We start from the raw sequence: 19,795 nt of genomic DNA on the forward strand, positions 1-19,795 counted from the left end.
ATCGACGTTCGTGTGCGGGATGGGGATCGCTCGACTCGTCTGTCGGCTGGTATCCGCAGATGCATGCTTGACGGTCCCTCCACCCTGGCTCCTACATACCGCGTAGGAGCCGGGAGGAACATACAAGCCATGCTCGACTGCTCCAGATCAGAACCGATAGCTGACCCGCCCATACCAGTACGCTCCAACGTTGCCCAGCACATCGCCGTTGTCCCAGGTCGTCTCGATGCTGGCCACATCGGTGGCACTGCGCGCGTACTCGGGCACCTTGCGGGTGCGCTTGTCGAACACGTTGTTGATGCCCAGCGCCGCACTCCAGCCCGCCCCCAGTTCCACGGCACCGGAGAGATTGGTCACCAGCACCGGCGGCTGCTTGTACTCAACGCCGTTGTTCAAGCGCTTGATCGGGCCGTAATAGGTGAAGTCCAGGTTCGAGCGCCAGCGCCCGTTCTGCCACCCCAGGCCGGCCACCTGCGTGTAGCTCGGCGTGCGGAAGCGCAGCGCGTACTCGCTGCTCTTGGTCAGCAGGTTGATGTTCGGCAGCCCCTGCAGCGCCGCCGGAATGTCGCTGACCTTCTGGATGGTGGTGCGACCCACGTTGGCCGCGTAGCTCCAGCGCAGCTTGCCCCACGTGGTTTCCTGGTTCGCCTCCAGGGTCAGCTCGACACCGCGTGTGCGGGTGTTGCCCACGTTGGTGAAGTAGCTCGCGTAGAACGCATCACCCGGCAGGATGCTGATGCCGGCCGAACCCAGCAGCGCATCGATGGTGTTCTTCTGCGCCGCGCTCAGCACCGTACCGCTGTTGTCGGTAACGCGCGCCGGATCCTGTGCGTTGTAGCCGATCTGGCTGGACTGCCCTAGCTGGCCACGGATATCGATCTGGTACGCATCCACGGCCAGGTGGAAGGCCGGGCTCGGGTCCCAGGTCACGCCGAGGCTGTAATTGGTGGCTTTCTCAGGCTTCAGCGGCGTGGCACCCAGTGCGATCGCCGCCGGCGACGACACCTGTGCCACCAGCGTGGTGCCGCACGGGCAGCTGCCAGTGGCCTGGTAGAACTGCGCACCCAGGCTGGGCGCATGGAAGCCGTTGCTGACCGTGGCCCGCACACCCAGCGCATCGGTGAAGTCGAAGCGCGTGGTCAGGCGGCCCGTGGAGACACTGCCGAAGTCGGAATGGTCTTCCCAGCGCGCGGCCGCATCCAGGTACCAGCGCGAGGTGACGTTGGTGGCCGCGCCCACATAGACCGCCTTGCTGTTGCGGGTAGCCTTCACCGCGTCCGCAGTGGAATAGCCGACGAAAGCCGCAGCACCAAAGCCGGTATACGACTCCCACTGCCCGGCCCCGCGTTCATACTGTTCATGCTGGTACTCGGCGCCCGCGCTCACTTCCAGCGGCGAGGCGAACGCGGCCACCTCGAAGCCACGGCGCAGGTCCAGGTTGGCGATGCCCTGCTGGTAGTCCAGCTTGCCGTCGTAGAAGTCCGTGGGCGAGCCGGGATACGGCAGCGAGTAGTTCACCGAGTTACGGGTGTAGGTGCGCACCGTGCTGCGGTTGCCGGTCAGGCTGGCGTCGTAGTCCCAGCCCGCGATCTGGCCTTTCACGCCCGCGGTGCCGGTGTACTGCTTCTCCTTGGTTTCCAGCACCGGCAGGAAGCCATCCGGGAACACACTCAGCACGCCGGGGGCCTTGTAGGTGGTGAAGATGGTCGCCGGCAGGCGGAAGTTCTGGATCGCCTGCGCGGTGCGGTCGCTGGCGGTGGCATTGGCGTAGAACTGCGCGCTTTCGCCCAGGCCATGGCCCACGTTCACTGCGAAGGCCTTCAACGCGTACGACGGCGAGCTGAGGATGGTGTTGGCCTCGGCATCGCGGTTGGCCTCAGCCGGGTTCGGCGACGCACCCGCAGGCAACCGGTTGTTCGGGCGCAATGCCACCAGATTGCCGTTGCCGTCCACCGCCGGGTAGCTCAGATAGCCATCGATGTAGCGGCGGGTGCGGATCGCATGATGCTGGCGCGTGGTCTCGCCAGACAGATTGACGAAGCCATCCTGTCCCCACGGCAGGCCCACGTTGGCACGCACGCTGGTGCGCGAACCATCACCGTCGATGCTCTGCCCGCTCTCCACGGCAAACTCACCGCCGTGCGCCTGCGACTTCAGGATCACGTTGACCACGCCGGTGATCGCATCCGAGCCGTAGATGGCCGAGGCACCATCGCGCAGCACTTCGACATGGTCGATGGCCGAGACCGGAATCAACGCCAGATCGGCCCAGGCATGGCCCGGATAGCCGCCGCCGTTTGCCCCGCTCACATAGGCACTGGCATTGCGACGCTTGCCGTTCACCAGCACCAGCGTGTAGCCCGGCGACAGGTTGCGCAGCTGGTAGCCGCGGATCAGGCTTTCCTGGTCGCTCTGGTAGCCGCCGATCTGGCTCAGCGACGGCAGGCTGCGCTGCAACGCTTCCAACAGGTTGCCCTGCCCGGTAGCGGCAAGGTCCTCGGCGGAGATCACATCGATGGGCGTGGAGCTGTTCTTTACCGTGCGCGTGCTGGTGCGCGAACCGGTCACTACCACCGCATCCAGCGTGGACGCTGCCACGTTGGCTGTCGCGGCGGTGGCGGCAGGATCGGCATCGGTTTCCGCCGCATGGGTGGGCGACGCGGCGAGGATAGAAGTGATCAGAACAGCGAGAGTGCTCAGGACAGGGGCGTGGGCGGCAGGCATGGGGGCTCGTGGGGGTGGGCCGGAAACACGCTTCCATTCAAGGGCCTGTTCACCTGGCGCGACAGGCGGGATCACGTCACCCAACCTTCATATCCGGCCACCCACATGACCGCTGGTAATGAGGTTAGGCGGCATTGCCGGTGCACTGCTGTCTGTAGAGCCGAGCCCACGCTCGGCTGCTCCTCGTGACGGCGTCAGATGCATCCCCCCTTGCCGGTATTGAGCCGAGCGTGGGCTCGGCTCTACAAGAGGGGAGCGACCGCTCCATATGCCTGGCCGGCATCACCTCATGCCCGCGCACCACTCAGCGCCATGCATCTGCACCCGTAGCATCAAGCCATGCCCAGCCCACCCGCCGATCCCGCCGCGCCGCTCGTTGCCATCGTCGCCTGCCACGGCCAGGGGCTGTTCGAATTCGGCTGTGCAGTGGGCCTGTTCGCGCCGATAAGGCCCGAGCTCGGCGTGGCCTGGTACCGCACCCAGCTATGCGCAGGCGAGCCCGGCGCACTGCGCATGCTCGGCAATGCGCAGGTGCAGCTGCCCTGCGATCTCAGCACGGTTGATGACGCCGACATCGTCGTCATCCCCGGTTGGCGCGAACCCAGCGAACGCCCGCCGCAGGCACTGCTCGATGCGCTCAACCGTGCCCACGCACGCGGCGCGCGCATCGCCTCGATCTGCTCCGGTGCGTTCGTGCTGGCCTGGGCCGGGCTGCTCGACGGTCGCCAGGCCACCACCCATTGGCGCCTCACCGAAGCGCTCGCACGTGAGTTCCCACGCATCGATGTGCGCGAAGATGCGCTGTATGTGGATACCGGCAGCATCATCACCTCGGCCGGCTCGGCCACCGGCATGGACATGATGCTGCACATGGTGCGCAAGGACTACGGCGCGCGTGTAGCCAACCTGGTGGCCGAGCGGCTGGTGCTGGCGCCGTGGCGCGACGCCGGCCGCAGCCAGCGCGTCAGCCGGGCCATTCCCCATGGCGAGCCCACGCGCTTGGCAAAGCTGATGGAATGGATGCGCCGCAACCTGCGCGAGCCACATTCCCTTGGCAGTCTCGCCGAGCAGGCTGCACTCAGCCAGCGCACCCTGCAGCGGCAGTTCCTGGAAGCCACCGGCCTGTCGCCGATCGACTGGCTGATCCGCGAGCGCGTGGCCTTCGCGCGCGAACTGCTGGAAACCACCGACCGGCCGCTGCAGTGGGTCGCCGAGCAGGCCGGCTTTGGTTCACAGGAATCGTTCCGTCGGCACTTCCGGGGTCAGGTCGATGCGAGCCCTACCGAGTATCGCAGCCAGCATCGTGGCGGTATTGGCGCAGATCGGCTGGTGGGCTGCTGATTCCGCGGTACTTCGTGCTGCGGGCCTGCATCGCTCACAACGTGGTGGTGCGCCGATGGATCCGCCAGCACTGCGCGGCAAAGCCCATCACAAACACCACAGCCAATCCCAGCAGCGTCTGCAGCACCACCGGGGCCATCGGCGCCGCAGCAATCGGATGCGTTGCCGGCAAGCGGGTCAGCGTTTCATTGACGCCGGGCACCAGCGACAACAGGAAACTGAACGACAGCGCGAAGGTCGACAGGTAACGCGCTGCGCGCCCCAGCCAGCGCAGCCGCGCGGCCAGCACGCCGCCGAATGCCACCAGCAGCACGATCACCCCGAATGCGTGGCCCGGGTTGATCCCGCCCGTGCTGGAGACGGTGAATGAGGTAGCGACAGACAGCACCAGTCCCGCCAGGTACAGCTTGCCCGAGCGTGTTGCAGGGTCGATTGCGCGATGGCGAATGAAGGCATACAGGCCGCTGAGGACCGGGATCAGGCTGACAACGGTATGGAACACGCCCAGCGTGGACAGAGAGTGCGACATGGAACATCTCCAGAGTTAAATAAACCTACTAGTAGGTAGGTGCATGATTCAAAAAATGACCCGCGTCGCCGCGGGCCCCACCACAGTCATGTCAGGCAGTCGCGCTCACCCGCGCAATGGCCAACCGCGCCAGTGCCGCGAACGTCGCCGCATCGCCGAAACCGCGCGCAGCCAGCATCGCGCCATGTACCGACGACATGAAGGCCCTCGCCTCGTCCGTCGCCGAACCCTGCAGGCGCAGTTGACCCAGTGCCGCGCCCTTTTCCAGCGTCGCGGCCAGCCACCCGCTCAGATCCTCGAAATGCCCGCGTACTTCATCGGCTATCTCTGCTGGGATCATCGGTGCCTCTGCGGCCAGCATCGCGCAGATACAGAACGACGACGTGCCACCGGCGATACAGCTGGACCAGTAGTCCACATAGGCGTTGAGCTCCTGCAGCGGGTCGCCCAGCTGCCGGTCCAGCAGCGCCAGGCCCTCACGCGCCTCGGCCCGGTACAGCTCAACCACCGTGCGCACCAGATCCACCTTGCTGGGGAAATGGTGGTGGATGCTGGCCTTGCTGATGTTCACCCGCGCCGACACGTCGGCGTAGCTGAAGCCGTTGTAGCCACCGGCCTCCAGCAGCGAACGGGCGTGGGCCAGGATCTCCTGGGCCTTGGGCGAGAGCGACTCTTTCATGCCGCCAACCTACTAGTAGGTTGAGGCGCTGTCAACTCCCCCCTGTTGGACTCGCCGGGCGTGGCCCAGCGCTACCCACGCCCCGCTCAGTCCTCCTGTACCAGCTTGAACTCGCGCAGCAGGCTACCGATCTGGGTCTTGTCCAGCTTGTTCATCAGCAGGTTGCGCAGGAACGCAGGCCCGGGAATATCCAGTTCCTTGCCATCGCGCAGACGACCGGCGGCGGCCAGCAGCGAGCGCACGTCGTAGGTGGAATTGAACACCTCCGGCACGCCGCGTTCGATATCCAGCAACGTGTACACCGCTTCCATCGGCGTACGCACCGAATACTCGGTGGTGAAAATGCAGTCGCGCTGCTTCGATTCGGCGAACTGGCCGATGAAGGCGAAGTTCACCGCACCTTCCGGCACCACGTCAGGACGATCACCGGCCTGGCGCGGCATGAAGAACGCGGTGATGTACGGCATCATCACCGGTACCGTCTTCGCACCGGTCGCGGCCAGCTCGTCGATCTCGTCCACCGGCACGCCCAGGTGGTACAGCCACTCGCGGGTGATCTCCTCGCCGGTGCAGTCCTGCATCGGCTTGTTCACGTAGTCGCCGGGCGTATCCACAAACAGCGAATACACCCAGACCACGATCTGGTCCTTGGGCTGGTTCTTGAAATGTGGCTGCCGGTTCACCGTCCAGCTCATCAGCCAGCGCGAGTCGCGCACGCTGACGATGCCGCCGGTCACCACCTTGCCGCTGAAGGGATCGCGCTTGGCGATCTTCTGGATGTAGGCCGGAATGCGCGCATCCAGCGTGGTCACCGTCGCCGATTCCCACTTGGTTTCCGGAATGTGCGCGCCGAACACGTCCGGGCGCCCGAACGCTGCATCCTTCGCGGCAATGCGCCGCCACAGGTCCCAGGCCGGCGCCGGGCCTTCATTCAGGCGTGCCGCAGTGTGGTGGTCGCCGTTGTCCGAGTTCTCAGTCAGCGAGCCGATAGTCATGAACAGAAGATCGTCCGCGCCCAGATCCACGCCACCGGCTACACCATCACGCATCCAGTGGATGCGCGTGGCCTGCTTGCGGCCCGGCTGCAGATCGAAGTCGACGTCGGTCACTTCGGTGCCGTACTGAAACACCACACCATGGTCCTGCAGCCACTTCACCAGCGGCAGCACCAGCGATTCGTACTGGTTGTACTTGGTGAACTTCAGTGCGGAGAAGTCCGGCAGCCCGCCGATATGATGGATGAAGCGATGCAGGTACAGCTTCATCTCCAGCGCCGAATGCCACTCCTCGAATGCGAACATGGTGCGCCAGTACAGCCAGAAATTGCTGTCCAGGAAATCACGGCCCAGCACTTCGTTGATGCGCTTGTTCTCCATCTCCTGCCGGGTGGCCAGGAACAGCGCGATGATGTCCTTCTGCGCCTGCTCGGTCAGCGTGAACAGGCCGTCGGTGTGCGCATCCTCGCCGCGATTGACCGTGGCACGCTGCAGCGAATAGTTCGGGTCGTCCTTGTTCAACCAGTAGAACTCGTCCAGCACGCTGGCGTCCTCGATCTCCAGCGAGGGGATCGAGCGGAACAGGTCCCACAGGCACTCGAAATGGTTCTCCATCTCGCGGCCACCACGGATCACGAAACCCTTTTCCGGCACCTTCAGGCCATCCAGCGCGCCGCCGGCAATCCGCTGCTGTTCAAGGATGGTGATGCGTTCACCGGCCATGCGCCCGTCGCGCACCAGGAACGCGGCTCCCGCCAGCGAGGCCAGGCCCGAACCGACGAACCAGGCCCGCTTGCCATCGACACCGGCGGGCTTGCGCGGGCGCGCGAAGGCTTCGTAGTTGCCACTGCTGTAGTACATGCGCTGCTCCTTCCTGGAGGGGGTCATCAGGAACCCGTAGCGGGATGACACAGCCATCCCGTGCAGGTCATGGCCCTACTCTAGCGCCGAACCGATGTACCGTTTCCTGCACACACGCTGCGACCGAATGACGCAGCCGCGTCAGAGCTGCCGGCCCAGCAGCATGCCAGGCCAACCGTCCACGTTGAACGGTACGATGCGTGTGTAGCCACAGGACTCATAGAAGCGCACCAGATCCCCATTGCCACCGCCGTAGCAGTCCACGCGCAGATGGTCGAGTCCGGCAGCGCGCGCCTGCTCATCGGCAAACGCCATCAAGCGGCGGCCGACGCCGCGCACGCGGCCATCGCGCGAAGCCACCAGCACGCGTACGTACAGCTCTGGCCCATCGGGCGCCGGTACATAGGGCATCGCCTCACCCAGCGCCAGGAACGCACGCACCTCACCCAGTGCGTTCTGCGCCACCCACGCGCCGGGCAGCGCGCAGGCATCAGTCACCTGGGTGATCCGACGCGGCACCGTCGACCACGGCTCGCTGCCCCACTGCTGCAGATTACCGATCGACTCGAACCATTCGATCACCTCGTCGAAGAGCCTCAGCACCGCAGGGGCATCGGCCACGCTGGCGCGGCGGATGGTCAAGGTGTCCTTTCCAGCTTCAGTCATGCACGCACTCCTTCCAACGCATCAATCGGCTGCACCGAGGATGCCGGCCAGCGGCCGGCACTACCAGGGCCGGACGTCCGTGGGCCGGATTTGACATGCAGGTATTTACCTGCATATAGTCGACACCAAGGACGGCACCTGCCCGCCCATCGCGAGGAACCTGCAATGGTGGATATCGCACACCGGGTCGGCATCAAGGCCCCCGCAAGCCAGGTGTATCAAGCACTGGCCACCCCCGAAGGTGTGGCCGCCTGGTGGGCCGAAGACACTCATGGCGACCGCAACATCGGCGGTACGGTCAGGGCACGCTTCACCGCCAACGGCCAGGAAATCGGCGCCATGGAAATTCAGCTGGAACAGCTGATTCCCGGTGAGCTGGTGCTCTGGAAGTTCCTGGCCGGTCCCGCCGAATGGATCGGCACGCATGCGCGTTTCGCGCTGAAACAGGAAGGCGACTACTGCATCGTGCTGTTCACCCACGAAGGCTGGAAAGAACGCGTCGAGTTCACCTCCCACTGCAGCACCAAGTGGGCGGTGTTCCTGTTGAGCCTCAAAGCCCTGCTGGAAACCGGCAAGGGCCAGCCCAACCCGCACGACATCAGGATCGACAACTGGAACTGAAGACGCCCCGCATGAATGCAGACAAGGTGTTCAAGGCCCTGGCCGACCCCACGCGCAGAACGCTGCTGGACCTGCTCTGCGAAGACAACGGCCAGACCCTGGGTCAGCTCTGCGAGCACCTGGACATGGCCCGGCAATCGGTCACCCAGCACCTGGGCCTGCTGGAAGACGCGAACCTGATCAGCACCGTGCGTCGTGGTCGCGAAAAGCTGCACTTCATCAACCCGGTGCCGCTGCATGAAGTCTACGAGCGCTGGGTACGCAAGTTCGACCAGCAGCGCCTGAGCCTGCTGCATGACCTGAAACGAGAACTGGAAGGAGAATGACGATGTCCGCAGAGACCACCCGCTTCATCCACGTGATCTACATCGCCTCCACGCCGCAGAAGGTGTTCGAGGCCATCACCCGCCCCGAGATCGCCCGCCGCTACTGGGGCCATGAAAACGTCTCGGACTGGAAGCCCGGCTCGCGCTGGCAGCATGTGCGCGCCAACGAAACCCGCTCGGTCGAGCTGGTCGGCGAAGTGGTAGAAAGCACCCCGCCCTCGCGGCTGGTCATCACCTGGGCCGCCGCCTCGCAGGCCGACAACCCGGACGCCTACAGCCGGGTGACCTTCGACATCGTGCCCTACCAGGACATGGTGCGGCTGACGGTTACCCATGAGGAGCTGGAACCGGGCAGCGGCATGGATACCGGCATCCGCCAGGGCTGGCCGATCGTGCTGTCCAGCCTGAAGTCGCTGCTGGAGACGGGCAAGGGGCTGGATGTGTTTGCCAAGCCAGCGTAGCCGTCGGGAGGGTTGGCCCGCGCGAGCGGCACCGGGCAGATGGCCCGCTGTCGCCGCCGCCGCACAATCCCCAATCGCTCCCACACATTGCATTTCATGGAACAATAGGGAGCACATGGTTCTCGAGTTCCGTTATGTCCCCCGCGTTGCTAACCGTCGATCAGGTTGCCCAGCAGCTCAGCCTGCACCCCAAAACCGTCCTGCGGCATATCCGTAGCGGCCAACTGCGCGCGACCCGCATCGGCAAGTCCTATCGCATCACCGCTGAAGACCTCGACGAGTTCACCGGCACCGTACGTGAGCCCTCCGCTGCGCGCCCACAGCTGACCACGGTGGTGGATATTCCCGGATGCGGTGCAGCACGTGCCGCCGACCTGGTGCGTGCCCTGCATGCGCGCGTCACCGGCCGCGAGGCCGACGATGAGCCGCTGCGCATGGAGACGATCTATTCGCCTGAGCACGATGTGCTCAAGCTGATCGTGATCGGTGGCCTGGCAGGTTCCACGGCGCTGCTGGTCAGCCTGCAGCGCCTGCTGCAGGACCGCAGCGCATGAAGCGGCAGCGCCCCGGCATTCCCACGCAGCACGTACTTGCCGCCTACCGCCAGGTGCTTTCGGACTGGCCGGGACCACACGAATCGCACCATCTCGCCACCCGCGCCGGTTCGACATTTGTAGTCAGCTGCGGCCCGGAACACGGCCCTGCCCTGGTGCTGCTGCATGGCACCCTCAGCAATGCCGCCAGCTGGATGTTCGATGCCGAACGTTGGAGCGAGTACTACCGCGTGCATGCCGTCGACATCATTGGCGAACCGGGCCTGAGCGAAGGCACGCAACCTGCGCTGGACAGCGATGCGCATGCGCAATGGCTGGATGATGTCCTCGACGCACTTGGCGTGGAAAGCGCAGCATTCGTGGGCCTGTCGTTCGGCGGCTTCCTGGCACTGGACTACGCGCTGCGAAGGCCTGCCCGGGTCAACGCACTGGTCCTGGTCAGCCCCTCGGGTATCGGGCGCCAGCGTGCATTCCTGCTCAAGGCGCTGCCACTGTTGCTGCTTGGCCGATGGGGACGCGAGCGCCTTCGCCGTGCGGTCATGGGTCCCGCGCCACTGCATGCACCTGCACGTGCGCAGCCGCTGCTCGACCTGCTGGCATTGATCCGTGCCGAGGTTCGGCCACGTCCGCTGCGCATCCCCCGCATCAGCGACGAGCGCCTGGCTGCCTTGCATCCGCCGGCAGCCCTTGTCATGGGCGCGCGTGATGCCCTCATCGACACCCCTGCCGCCGCCGAACGCATGAAACGGCTCGTCCCGACGGCGGACGTCACGCTGCTCGCAGACGCCTATCACTACATCCCCGGCCTGCGAGAAGACATCCTCGCCCGGCTGCGTCAACTGCAGAACCTCCAGCATGAATGATTCCATTGAACACATCGGCACCACCCGCCTCCTGCGCATCGAGCCGCAGGGCCCCGCACTCGATGCCAACGGCCTGCGCGATCTGGTCGGCGACGCCCTTGGACACCAGGCCGAGTGGATTGCCGTGCCGGTGCAGCGCCTTTCGGCAGACTTCTTCGAGCTTCGCTCCGGCATGGCCGGTCAGTGGCTGCAGATGCTGGTGAACTACCGCCTGCACTTCGCCGTGCTGGGCGATGTCAGCGGCTACCGCGCACAAAGCGAATCGCTGGACGCGTGGATCACCGAGTGCAACCGTGGTCGCGACGGCTGCTTCGTGGCCGATTGGGATGCTCTGCAGACTCGCCTGTCGGCCTCGGCCAGTTAGCGCGCCGTCCAGCCCCCATCCACCGGCAGCGCCGTGCCGGTGATCTGCGCCGCGGCGTCCGAGGCCAGGAACACCACCATTTCGCCCAGCTGCTCGGGCGTCACGAACTGCAACGAAGGCTGCTTCTCGGCCAGCAGCGCGCGGGCGGCCGATTCCTGATCCGTGCCTTCCTTCTCCGCCAACGCGGTGATCTGCTGCTCGACCAGCGCCGTCCGCACCCAGCCCGGACAGATCGCATTGGCGGTGATGCCCGTGCCCGCATTCTCCAGCGCGGTTACCTTGGTGAACCCCACCACGCCATGCTTGGCCGCCACATAGGCCGACTTGTTCACCGAGCCTACCAACCCGTGCACCGACGCGATGTTGATGATGCGGCCGGCGCCCTGCTGCTTCATGTGCGGCAACGCCGCCGCCGTTCCATGGAACACCGCCGACAGGTTCAGCGCCAGGATTGCGTCCCACTTCTCTACCGGGAATTCCTCGATCGACGCGGTGTGCTGGATGCCGGCATTGTTCACCAGGATGTCGATGCGCCCCATCGTCGCGACGGCGTGGTCGATCAATCCGCGCACTGCCTCGCCATGGGACAGGTCGGCGCCGTCATGCGCCACCCGTACCCCGAACTTGGATTCCAATGCGGAAAGGATGCGCTCGATTTCCGCCGCATCGCCGAAGCCATTCAGCACGATGTCCGCGCCCTGCCGTGCCAGCGCCGTGGCGATGCCAAGACCGATACCGCTGGTGGAGCCGGTGACCACCGCAACCTTTCCACTGAACATGGGCGAGCTTCCATTGGGCGTAGGCCGCCAGTGTAGCCCTACGGGCCAGCCCCTTTTGAATGGCACGGCCCATGTCAGGCCAGGGTTAGAAGATCACGCTCGCTCGATCAACGGTCGCCAGCGGATTGGCCTTCCGCACCGCCTCCAGGAAAAGCAGGAAATCACGGTTGAACAGCGACAGGTTGTTGGTGAACGTCACGCACTTTCTACCCGATGCTCTGCTGAAGCACACCTGCCAGACATAGCGCGCATAGATGACGTCGGACGTTCGAGTGACTGAGGTGATCTGCGAAAGCGGAACTGCCGTGGGCACCGGGCCCCGCCGCAGGTAGAAGGATTCTGTATCAAAGAAGTAGTGCTCGCGATCCTCTTTCCCATCCACCATCACCAAGGTCATGGACGTTCCGGAAATCCGGCGAGGGGGATCCAAACGCAGCCCAGACTTCACGGACGAGCGAGCAGTTGCTGACATTCGCCGAAGGGTGAACCAGAGGATCACCAACGGAAGTGCAGCGAGGACAATGAAACCTACGGTTTTCAAAACAGTTTGCAGCGTGCTGGGCACACAGATCTCCAGGATGAACGTTCAGGCACTTGCAAGGCCCGACTAGATCCACGCCAGGCGTGGATGCTCTGGCGTCAACGCCCCATCACTTCCAATGATCCGGCCCCAAGAACGGCAGGCTCAACACAAACACCGGCACCGCCACCGGCACCAACGCAGCGCCCAGCACCTTGCCGGCCGCCGTCCCAACCCCGGGCTTGTCCGTATCGTCCGGCCGGATCCGCTCAGCCCGCGCGGTAATCGACTGCGGCAGCTTCGCCTTCGCGGCCAGCGCCGCAGCATCCGGCAACGTCACCCGCTCGCCATCACTCTCGAACAGCGCGCTGTAATAGCTGCCGCCCTGCCTGGAAAGATTGCAGTCCGGGTTGGCCGCCAGTTCGTAGCGGCTCCGGGCTTCAAGGATGTACGGCTGGCGCGTCAACGCAGCGATGGCCTTGGCCACCCGCGGGCTGATCTCCAACCGCTCCAGCTTGAACTGCACGGCCTGCTCCGGCGTCACCTGCTCTGGTCGCAGCAGCAGCGCGTAGCTGCCATGCACCTTGGCCCGGTCGGCCGGCACGCGCCAGTCCTCACGGAAGTACAGCTGCGCGCAGACCACGGCCTCGCGCAGCGGGCTGTCCATCAAGGCGCGGTAATCACGGAACGGCGCGGCATCAAAGCGCATCGGCTCGTCATAGACCGGCAGCAGGTACAGCTTGCCGTCGTCGGCCACGAACGCGCCGGTTATCTCGCGATTGGAATGGTGGTAGTCCGGCCCACTGGCGCAGCCAGACAGCAGGCCAAGGCACAGGACGGAGAGAATGAAGCGGATGGACGTTCGCATGTCGTAGTGAATGGCTTCCCTGGAAAACCGGCCCCCGCCCAGAAGGATGAGGCCAGTCCGCCATGGTGCCACGGCACCGCACGCGATGCAGAGCCCCGCCTTACTTCAACCGCTCCACCAACCGCTGCCCCACCTCCAGCGCCGAAGCAGGGTTCTGCCCGGTTATCAACTCACGATCCACCACCACATGCCCGGTCCACGGCGTGGCGTTGCTGCTGAACTTCGCCCCCGCCCGCTGCAACGCGGTCTGCGGGTAGAACTTCATCTCACCGCCGCCCAGCATCGGCTTGGCCTGCTCCTCTTCCTGGTTGCTGATCACCGTCATCTGGTAGCCGCGGTAGATCCACTGCGGCGTGGCGGGCATCGCACCCGCTTCCAGCTTCGCCACGAAACCCGCCGCATCCGGCAGCGTGGACAGCAGCGCGATCGGCCCGTGGCAGACCAGCGCGGTGGTCTTGTTGCGCTGGTGGAAGTCCGCCAGCAGCCGGCCCAGCGCCGGGCTCTTCAGCAGGTCCTGCATCGGCGCGTGGCCACCGGGAATGTAGACCGCATCGAAACGCGCATAACCCTGCTGCTCGACGCGCGCCAGGCTGACCACCGGCGAGGCCGTCGGCGAGGTCAGCGCCAGTTTCTCCAGCAGCTCCTTGTGCAGCGTCAGCTGCCCGGCGTCGTTGCCGAAGTACGCGGGCGTCACCGAAGAAGCATCCACCGTCGGCGCCCGCCCCTGCGGTGTGGCGAAGGTCACCTCGTGGCCGGCGTCGAGCAGCAGCTTGACCGGCTGCATCAGCTCGTTGAGATAGAAGCCAGTGGACAGCACCTTGCCGTCCTTCAGGTCCAGGTGGTTTTCGTCGGACAGCACCACCAGCACATTGGCGGCATGCACGCCGGTCGCGGCCAGGGTCAGGGCCAGCGCTGCGGCCAGCCGGGTCATCATGTTCACGGGGTAGCTCCTAATCGGGGAATGGCGGCCACTTTATTCATCGCCCCAGCGGCGATAAATTGGCACCATCGCAAAACATCTGTTCCCCGGAGAGCCAAATGAGCCGCAAGTTCGACTACCTGGGCGATGTGGAGGTGTTTCTGGCGGTGGCCGAGCACGGCTCGTTCACGGCCGGCGCGGTGGCGCTGTCCACCACGCCCTCGGTGCTGAGCCGCGCGGTCACCCGCCTGGAAGCGCGGCTGGGCCGGCAGCTGCTGCAGCGGACCACCCGCCGCGTGGGCCTGACCGACGCCGGGCGGCTCTATCTGGAACAGGTGCGCACCGCCTTCGGCCTGCTGGACGACGCCGAGCGCGACGTACTGGCCCAGGACGGTGCGCTGGCCGGCCGCGTGCGCCTGAGCGTGCCCACCACCTATGGCCACTACCGGCTGCCGCCCGTGCTGGCGCGCTTTGCGCAGCAGTACCCGCAGGTGCAGGTGGAACTGAACATCACCAACCGTAACGTGGACCTGGTGGCCGAAGGCTTCGACCTGGCCATCCGCCTGGGCCAGCTGCCGGACAGCGGGCTGGTGGGGCGAAAGCTGGAAGACGCGCCGCTGCTGCTGGTGGCCGCGCCGGACTATCTGCGGCGCCACGGCACGCCGCAGACGCTGGACGACCTGCAGCAGCACCTGTGCCTGCCCTTTGTGATGCCGCGCACCGGGCGGCTGGCGCCCTGGATCTTCCGAGACGGCGGGCGCGACGTGGATTGGCTGCCACGTTCGTCCATCGAGACCTCCGACGATGTGCTGGGCGTGGTGTCGCTGGCCGAACAGGGCATCGGCATCTGCCAGAGCTATGAGTTCATCGTGCGCGAGCGGTTGCTGCGCGGGGAATTGGTGGAAGTGCTGCCGCAGCTGCGGGGAAGATCGCGGCCGTTCTCGGTGATCTATGCACCGCATCGGCGGCAATCGGCGGCGGCGCGGGCGATGATCGAGTTGCTGGTGGGGAATGTGGCTGAGGCTGGCGTTGGTTGAAGCTGCGAGCTTGTTAACGGTGTCGGGTTTGAACCGCTTTTCGGCGTGTGCAGCTGATCGCGCGCCGTTGCTTGGCGAGGCGGACTAAGAACTGTTGCAAAGAACGCCGTCGCGCTATTCGCTTGCAGCATGGGCGATTGCGCCACTTTAGTTCGCAATCAGCAGAGCATCTGCGCGAATACGTCTTGACGCGTCGCGTGCTGCACGAATGGTGCGTGCAACAATAGATCTTCGCTCTCGAATTCCGCGATTCCTTCGCGAATTTCTATTGGCATTCGAAGCGGCGGCGTAAACACCATGACGTGCCACCGACAACGGGTGGCTCCGGGTCTGCAAACCCGCGATGAGCAACGACTGTTGTTTACGCTTGCCCGTCGGCACCGTCCTTAACCGGTGCCGGCGGGCAATCCGTCGGCCTATCTGGCGGGCGGTGCGTGGGGGTCTTCGGACCCACCGGTCATTCGTTGCTTCGTCCCGGTTTGCAGCCACGCATCGTCCGCCACCTCTTCACGGTGGCGCTGTTAAGCACAGCCACGGAAGCCGACGCCATGAACGAATCCGACACCTTCTCCTCGTACACCGTTGTTGAGCCCATCAACGACGACGCTTCCCTGCCCGATCTGAGTTCCCTCCTCGGCATCCTCAAGCGCATGCGCGGCTGCGAGGGGGCTGATGGGCATCCTTGGCCGGAAACCGATGTATCACCCGGCCGCCGCGTGAGTCTGGCCAGGAGCGAGCGCGCGATGGTGGGAGCGCTGACGGTACTGGAGCTGCTGCACGCGGCAGACCGCTGCCGGGTGGCAGCGGACCCGGAACGGCATTTGGATGAGGGGGTGGTTGATGGGTTGTTTCTGGCTTGCCGGGGGCTGGTTGAGTGGGCTTGCCGGGAGGTTAGGCCGGAGTGATTTCCCTCGGCCGCATAGATGCCTGCTGGCAAACCCAGTGTGCACTTTCGGCCAGATGCAATCGTTCGCAGCAGAAAATCAGGACTAGCAGTGTCGCGGCATCGGCATGAAATAATTGTTAGATCGCGACCTATGAACCGGCATCTCTGGACGTTCGCAAACTTTCCAAGTACTGGATGTATGTGTGAAGTCCGCGACCAATGTTGCCTCCCTTTATGCCTGCCCCTTGGGTCAGCAATTGTTCGCGGCCTACTTCATCGATCGAGTCTGGTGTTCCACCTTTCCAGCTTTAAAAGTCAACGACAACCAGTGCTGATGATATTTCAATGTTCTCTGGCCAAGCCGGAGTGTCTCTGTTTATGAAATATTGCCGATTCCTGAGTGTTCTATCAGACAGCGTCAGATAGAACTTGTGGCGCCAGTACTCTTCCATTTCATCGGCGATGGTGATGTAGGTCGGATACGTAATCTGGGACTGGATCCTCTTGGCACGAAGGATATGCCTTGCCGAAGTCAGCCAGTTCAAGCGATCTGCCCTAGGTGGGACGTTCTCGCCGCTGTCGGTCAAGGCGTTATAAAGCCACGCCAAAGCATGACTTCCTGCGGCTAGAGGCGGATAGACTGGACTCAAAATCCGCCGCCCTTAGAGGCGCGCGGGTTCGCCCCCCCCTTTCGCACCGATAAAATCAAAGAGCTAGGCTTCGCGACCTAGCCCTTTTGTTCTTCCCGGCCGCGCTGCGGCCGAAATGTGGCCGAATGCTGCGAAACTAGGCTTAGCGCTGCGTCAGCAAACCCATGCCAATACGGGTTACGCGGTACAGCGCCGCGAACGAGTAAACGAACAAGCCCACCAGCACGCTCAGGTACACGGACGAGGTAGCGCCAACACTGGGTGAGAAGCCAGCGACCGCGAACACGCACAGCGCCAGCGATCCCCACAAGGCTTCGCTCAAGTAGTCGCGCAGGTGGGGCATGTAGCCGCTCTTTTTAAGCCGATTTATCGATTCCTCCTTCATCCCCATGAGCAGCGTCTTCATTGTGGCTAAAAAACCCGCGAGGATGCCGCCCAGTGACACCAGCGCTGACAACATGTTTTCACCCTGTGGCAATTTGATGCCGAAGTACTTGCACGATGCCCATGCCGCCACCGCTGTGGCGATGCCCAGCAACCTTGGATACCAGCGCTCGTGCGTAATATTCATTAGTCCTGCATAACTCCTTTCCACTTGCCCTTTGCCCGCTTCAACGCCTTCACCCGATCAGTAAACGTGATGCGCCGGTCCGTGCCAACTGGAGCCTGCTCCGTTTCTTCTAGCTTGTGCTCAAGCAAGTCCACGACCTCAAAGTCTTGTTCTGGCTCTGCAGCACCGTAAGAACTGAGGCGGAGGATTGCGTCATCGTCCAGATTCTTCCTTACGGCTGTAAGCAACTTCTTCGCGGCGTTTTTTAGCTTTGACTTGCGGTCGCTGGAGCCAATGGTAAGCGTTATATAGAGGCGGTCGGCGCCAGTTTTAGTTCCAATCTCCGCCATATCAGTAAGCGACTGGCCAGCCTCAAGGTCAGCAGCCTGCATCTTGGTGAGATCAATACCAACCTCGACACGCCTAACAATCTTCTGATTCTTAAATCGGCGCTCTGCGTCGAGGTCAAGTTTCGGCTTGAAATCGTAAATGTTCACTACGTCGGAACGGTACTGCGAAAGGTATTGCTCCAGCCCGCTGACGCGGACGCCCCAGTGGTTATACTGGATCACAGCGTAGCGCGTAGCGGAGTCATAGAGGACGGCGGTGTCCTCGCCGAAATATTCGTTCTCCGCAAGGTTGAAGCCGGCCAGCTTCTTGGCTTTCGACACTCTTCCTGGTCCGTGCGCATCACGCATACGAACGAAGTTCAATTCCCAGAGCGTGCCGCGTCCGACCGGGGCAACAATGTCTTCTAGTCGGTAATCGACAAGGTTGCAGCGACGCACGCGGTCGGCAATGGCATCAGCCTGGATGCACGCCAAAAGCTGTTCAAGTGGTTCTGCGCCTTCTCCATGCTCCACTCGGAACAACTGAACTCTGATACTTGCCTTGTCCATGTATTACCTCAATCCGATGGTTATCAAACTTTTAGGTATCAGCGCCGCTGTCCATAGCCACATTTTCCGAATGTCGGTCGCAAGGACTGCGACGCGGTCCTCCCCTGCGTGCGTGCCAGTAGACCATGCTTTTCGTTCAGAATCACCTACACTTCACAACCTCCAAGTAAAACAGGTCCGACACCCCGTAGAGCCGGTCCTACCGCCAGCTCGAGGAGCTAAGTGCCGAGTCGGGCAGGAGGAACCATCCCGACTACTTCTCATATGTGCCACTCCATTTTGATTTCGCAGGCCCAGTCGATGCGGTGGGCGCCGTAGCACATGGCGTCCAGCGCGTGATTTCCCGCGCCCTCCGGTCGCAGGGTAGACGCCGAAGGTACCAAGCGCCGATGATGTGAATGATGTCGATCCAGTGCAATTCCGGCAGCTACAAATTCGCACTCTCTTCGATTGAGAGAACATGCCTAGAGATACTTAGTTGACCGCTTTGGGTCGAGACGGGGCATTAGGGCCGGCCTCGCGCCGGTAGCAGCCCTTATATCCGCTATCGGCCAGAAGCGGACGCCCTGATGCTCCGCTGCGCGAGAGCGAAACTCAATCCATTGCCATAGGTAGTCAGTTCCGACTGATCGAAGTGAAGAACTCGCTCCGACATTACCTGGGTTTGCGCGGGGTCTCTCTGAGCCGCAAGTGGCGTGCGCTCTTCTCAAGTGCACGGCGGAAAAGACGAGCACGCACATCAGTGGTACCTTGAACGAGGCCGCTCTGCCCCCCGATGCGAGCGTGCGGGTGTTCAATCATTGTCTAGCTGGCAATGAGCGAGAATGGTGCTGCCGTCCGCAGTGATTGACCATTCTAAGCTTGCTCCGCCACCTGCGTACACTGCCTCAACCTCCCATGCGAGGAAACCGGAGGCTTGAAGTGCGAAACGGCGGCTCACAGTGACATCCTCTACCTTTCCCCTCTCTGCGAGATCCCTCAGATCGCCGAGGAATACGCTGAGCACCATGTCAGAAAGGCGATCAAAGTCTGAAGCCGGAATCTCGCGCCTTCCAACGGCGACGAACAGATCGGCCAGCATCTTTGGTTTATGTACTGGGTCCGCACGGTCAAGCTTATCCAGCAGCAACTCGCCTAGCAGTTCTCGCTTTGCTTCTGTTCCAGCGAGTTCGTCGACGACACGAGCGCGGTCGCTGGCCGATAGGTTGTCAACGCCCACCAGGAATCGAACCACCTTTGCGGCGAACAAGCGATCACCAATCGCGGCCGCTCCCTGACGTACGGCGAGCAAAACGGAGACCACAGGCACCTTGCCTAGGATATTCTCGTCTAGCGCCGCCTCCCAAACTGCCGAGGCCACATCCTTTGTAAGGCTAGCGGTTGGGCCGGTGAGGGCGCCTATCAGGTCGCTAGGGATCTTCATGTGGCTGGTGCCCGGGAGTGAGTTCGGATAGCTTTTACCACACCATCTCGGTGAGTTCTGTCCCTCAACTCTTGCTCGGGCAGGTAGTACCCAGCAAGCTGTCGAGTATCCAAGAAACGCCTTGCCGGGGTAAGGTCACTCTTATCCTAACCTGCGCATTGCTCCGAACGCTGATGGTCACCGGCGGTGTGCTCACCTGGTGGGATAAGCGCGGCGTGATCCATCATAGGCTCTGTAACTCAGTTGTCGCATCCGCACCCTGCTAAATGCTCATCTTTCG

The 19,795-nt window shown here is 63.4% G+C and carries 21 protein-coding genes; 9 read left to right on the forward strand and 12 right to left on the reverse strand.

Going from position 1 to position 19,795, the window contains the following annotated elements:
- Positions 1–147: 147 nt before the first annotated feature.
- On the reverse strand, positions 148–2,724 hold the full coding sequence (locus tag AC5P6E_RS20860) for a TonB-dependent receptor plug domain-containing protein (RefSeq protein ID WP_495231323.1): 2,577 nt from the start codon (positions 2,722–2,724) through the stop codon (positions 148–150).
- A 339-nt stretch (positions 2,725–3,063) separates the two neighbouring features.
- On the opposite strand from AC5P6E_RS20860, the gene AC5P6E_RS20865 reads away from it, so the two are divergent.
- A complete protein-coding gene (locus AC5P6E_RS20865; RefSeq protein WP_019337512.1) occupies positions 3,064–4,065 on the forward strand; it encodes a helix-turn-helix domain-containing protein in 1,002 nt (333 codons plus the stop codon).
- Between the two features lie 34 nt (positions 4,066–4,099).
- Here the strand turns inward: AC5P6E_RS20865 and AC5P6E_RS20870 are convergent, their stop codons facing one another.
- The 4 genes from AC5P6E_RS20870 to AC5P6E_RS20885 form a co-directional block, all read right to left on the reverse strand.
- Entirely contained in the window at positions 4,100–4,594 is a 495-nt protein-coding gene (locus AC5P6E_RS20870; protein WP_019337513.1) for a hypothetical protein, read from the reverse strand.
- Between the two features lie 91 nt (positions 4,595–4,685).
- Positions 4,686–5,273 carry a TetR/AcrR family transcriptional regulator gene (locus AC5P6E_RS20875; protein WP_019337514.1) on the reverse strand — a complete coding sequence of 196 codons (588 nt, stop codon included), beginning with the start codon at positions 5,271–5,273 and terminating at the stop codon, positions 4,686–4,688.
- Between the two features lie 86 nt (positions 5,274–5,359).
- Positions 5,360–7,129 carry an oleate hydratase gene (locus tag AC5P6E_RS20880; RefSeq protein WP_019337515.1) on the reverse strand — a complete coding sequence of 590 codons (1,770 nt, stop codon included), beginning with the start codon at positions 7,127–7,129 and terminating at the stop codon, positions 5,360–5,362.
- A 141-nt stretch (positions 7,130–7,270) separates the two neighbouring features.
- Positions 7,271–7,795, reverse strand: a complete 525-nt coding sequence (locus tag AC5P6E_RS20885; RefSeq protein WP_019337516.1) for a GNAT family N-acetyltransferase — start codon at positions 7,793–7,795, stop codon at positions 7,271–7,273.
- Between the two features lie 165 nt (positions 7,796–7,960).
- Between AC5P6E_RS20885 and AC5P6E_RS20890 the strand changes: the two genes are divergently transcribed.
- The 6 genes from AC5P6E_RS20890 to AC5P6E_RS20915 all read left to right on the forward strand — a co-directional run bounded on the left by AC5P6E_RS20890 (position 7,961) and on the right by AC5P6E_RS20915 (position 10,984).
- Positions 7,961–8,416 (forward strand): SRPBCC family protein, encoded by a 456-nt coding sequence (locus tag AC5P6E_RS20890; protein ID WP_019337517.1) that lies wholly within the window; start codon positions 7,961–7,963, stop codon positions 8,414–8,416.
- An 11-nt stretch (positions 8,417–8,427) separates the two neighbouring features.
- Positions 8,428–8,742 (forward strand): ArsR/SmtB family transcription factor, encoded by a 315-nt coding sequence (locus AC5P6E_RS20895; RefSeq protein ID WP_483698966.1) that lies wholly within the window; start codon positions 8,428–8,430, stop codon positions 8,740–8,742.
- A 2-nt stretch (positions 8,743–8,744) separates the two neighbouring features.
- Positions 8,745–9,203, forward strand: coding sequence for an SRPBCC family protein (locus tag AC5P6E_RS20900; RefSeq protein ID WP_010484634.1), 459 nt, complete (start codon positions 8,745–8,747; stop codon positions 9,201–9,203).
- Positions 9,204–9,337: 134 nt separating this feature from the next.
- Positions 9,338–9,757, forward strand: coding sequence for a helix-turn-helix domain-containing protein (locus tag AC5P6E_RS20905; protein ID WP_019337520.1), 420 nt, complete (start codon positions 9,338–9,340; stop codon positions 9,755–9,757).
- On the forward strand, positions 9,754–10,620 hold the full coding sequence (locus tag AC5P6E_RS20910; protein ID WP_019337521.1) for an alpha/beta fold hydrolase: 867 nt from the start codon (positions 9,754–9,756) through the stop codon (positions 10,618–10,620). Before AC5P6E_RS20905 ends, AC5P6E_RS20910 begins: the two co-directional genes overlap by 4 nt.
- The gene (locus AC5P6E_RS20915; protein ID WP_019337522.1) at positions 10,613–10,984 is read left to right on the forward strand and encodes a DUF4180 domain-containing protein; all 372 of its coding nucleotides are present in this window, start codon (positions 10,613–10,615) and stop codon (positions 10,982–10,984) included. Before AC5P6E_RS20910 ends, AC5P6E_RS20915 begins: the two co-directional genes overlap by 8 nt.
- Here AC5P6E_RS20915 and AC5P6E_RS20920 read toward each other — a convergent pair.
- The 4 genes from AC5P6E_RS20920 to AC5P6E_RS20935 form a co-directional block, all read right to left on the reverse strand.
- Positions 10,981–11,763: a 3-hydroxybutyrate dehydrogenase gene (locus AC5P6E_RS20920; RefSeq protein WP_019337523.1), complete on the reverse strand. Its 783-nt coding sequence runs from the start codon at positions 11,761–11,763 to the stop codon at positions 10,981–10,983. The genes AC5P6E_RS20915 and AC5P6E_RS20920 overlap by 4 nt on opposite strands.
- 85 nt (positions 11,764–11,848) lie before the next feature.
- Positions 11,849–12,328: a hypothetical protein gene (locus AC5P6E_RS20925; RefSeq protein ID WP_237707014.1), complete on the reverse strand. Its 480-nt coding sequence runs from the start codon at positions 12,326–12,328 to the stop codon at positions 11,849–11,851.
- An 85-nt stretch (positions 12,329–12,413) separates the two neighbouring features.
- Positions 12,414–13,151: a hypothetical protein gene (locus AC5P6E_RS20930; protein ID WP_019337524.1), complete on the reverse strand. Its 738-nt coding sequence runs from the start codon at positions 13,149–13,151 to the stop codon at positions 12,414–12,416.
- 100 nt (positions 13,152–13,251) lie between these two features.
- Positions 13,252–14,091, reverse strand: a complete 840-nt coding sequence (locus AC5P6E_RS20935) for a type 1 glutamine amidotransferase domain-containing protein (RefSeq protein ID WP_495231327.1) — start codon at positions 14,089–14,091, stop codon at positions 13,252–13,254.
- Between the two features lie 98 nt (positions 14,092–14,189).
- Between AC5P6E_RS20935 and AC5P6E_RS20940 the strand changes: the two genes are divergently transcribed.
- A complete protein-coding gene (locus AC5P6E_RS20940; RefSeq protein ID WP_495231329.1) occupies positions 14,190–15,107 on the forward strand; it encodes a LysR family transcriptional regulator in 918 nt (305 codons plus the stop codon).
- Between the two features lie 548 nt (positions 15,108–15,655).
- On the forward strand, positions 15,656–16,012 hold the full coding sequence (locus AC5P6E_RS20945; protein ID WP_197597719.1) for a hypothetical protein: 357 nt from the start codon (positions 15,656–15,658) through the stop codon (positions 16,010–16,012).
- Positions 16,013–16,785: 773 nt separating this feature from the next.
- On the opposite strand, the gene AC5P6E_RS20950 is transcribed toward AC5P6E_RS20945, so the two are convergent.
- The 3 genes from AC5P6E_RS20950 to AC5P6E_RS20960 form a co-directional block, all read right to left on the reverse strand.
- A complete protein-coding gene (locus AC5P6E_RS20950) occupies positions 16,786–17,214 on the reverse strand; it encodes a hypothetical protein (RefSeq protein ID WP_197597718.1) in 429 nt (142 codons plus the stop codon).
- Positions 17,214–18,092, reverse strand: a complete 879-nt coding sequence (locus AC5P6E_RS20955) for a DUF6731 family protein (RefSeq protein WP_126930359.1) — start codon at positions 18,090–18,092, stop codon at positions 17,214–17,216. Before AC5P6E_RS20955 ends, AC5P6E_RS20950 begins: the two co-directional genes overlap by 1 nt.
- Positions 18,093–18,885: 793 nt before the next feature.
- Positions 18,886–19,515: a hypothetical protein gene (locus AC5P6E_RS20960; RefSeq protein ID WP_197597717.1), complete on the reverse strand. Its 630-nt coding sequence runs from the start codon at positions 19,513–19,515 to the stop codon at positions 18,886–18,888.
- Between the last annotated feature and the right edge of the window lie 280 nt (positions 19,516–19,795).

This window comes from Stenotrophomonas sp. YJH_SMC_16 (genome assembly GCF_059367875.1).

Excerpts from the sequence above, each read along its gene's own strand:
- AC5P6E_RS20860 (WP_495231323.1), bottom strand. The coding sequence starts at position 2,724 with ATGCCTGCCGCCCACGCCCCTGTCCTGAGCACTCTCGCTGTTCTGATC.
- AC5P6E_RS20865 (WP_019337512.1), top strand. The coding sequence starts at position 3,064 with ATGCCCAGCCCACCCGCCGATCCCGCCGCGCCGCTCGTTGCCATCGTC.
- AC5P6E_RS20870 (WP_019337513.1), bottom strand. The coding sequence starts at position 4,594 with ATGTCGCACTCTCTGTCCACGCTGGGCGTGTTCCATACCGTTGTCAGC.
- AC5P6E_RS20875 (WP_019337514.1), bottom strand. The coding sequence starts at position 5,273 with ATGAAAGAGTCGCTCTCGCCCAAGGCCCAGGAGATCCTGGCCCACGCC.
- AC5P6E_RS20880 (WP_019337515.1), bottom strand. The coding sequence starts at position 7,129 with ATGTACTACAGCAGTGGCAACTACGAAGCCTTCGCGCGCCCGCGCAAG.
- AC5P6E_RS20885 (WP_019337516.1), bottom strand. The coding sequence starts at position 7,795 with ATGACTGAAGCTGGAAAGGACACCTTGACCATCCGCCGCGCCAGCGTG.
- AC5P6E_RS20890 (WP_019337517.1), top strand. The coding sequence starts at position 7,961 with ATGGTGGATATCGCACACCGGGTCGGCATCAAGGCCCCCGCAAGCCAG.
- AC5P6E_RS20895 (WP_483698966.1), top strand. The coding sequence starts at position 8,428 with ATGAATGCAGACAAGGTGTTCAAGGCCCTGGCCGACCCCACGCGCAGA.
- AC5P6E_RS20900 (WP_010484634.1), top strand. The coding sequence starts at position 8,745 with ATGTCCGCAGAGACCACCCGCTTCATCCACGTGATCTACATCGCCTCC.
- AC5P6E_RS20905 (WP_019337520.1), top strand. The coding sequence starts at position 9,338 with ATGTCCCCCGCGTTGCTAACCGTCGATCAGGTTGCCCAGCAGCTCAGC.
- AC5P6E_RS20910 (WP_019337521.1), top strand. The coding sequence starts at position 9,754 with ATGAAGCGGCAGCGCCCCGGCATTCCCACGCAGCACGTACTTGCCGCC.
- AC5P6E_RS20915 (WP_019337522.1), top strand. The coding sequence starts at position 10,613 with ATGAATGATTCCATTGAACACATCGGCACCACCCGCCTCCTGCGCATC.
- AC5P6E_RS20920 (WP_019337523.1), bottom strand. The coding sequence starts at position 11,763 with ATGTTCAGTGGAAAGGTTGCGGTGGTCACCGGCTCCACCAGCGGTATC.
- AC5P6E_RS20930 (WP_019337524.1), bottom strand. The coding sequence starts at position 13,151 with ATGCGAACGTCCATCCGCTTCATTCTCTCCGTCCTGTGCCTTGGCCTG.
- AC5P6E_RS20940 (WP_495231329.1), top strand. The coding sequence starts at position 14,190 with ATGAGCCGCAAGTTCGACTACCTGGGCGATGTGGAGGTGTTTCTGGCG.
- AC5P6E_RS20945 (WP_197597719.1), top strand. The coding sequence starts at position 15,656 with ATGAACGAATCCGACACCTTCTCCTCGTACACCGTTGTTGAGCCCATC.
- AC5P6E_RS20950 (WP_197597718.1), bottom strand. The coding sequence starts at position 17,214 with ATGAATATTACGCACGAGCGCTGGTATCCAAGGTTGCTGGGCATCGCC.
- AC5P6E_RS20955 (WP_126930359.1), bottom strand. The coding sequence starts at position 18,092 with ATGGACAAGGCAAGTATCAGAGTTCAGTTGTTCCGAGTGGAGCATGGA.
- AC5P6E_RS20960 (WP_197597717.1), bottom strand. The coding sequence starts at position 19,515 with ATGAAGATCCCTAGCGACCTGATAGGCGCCCTCACCGGCCCAACCGCT.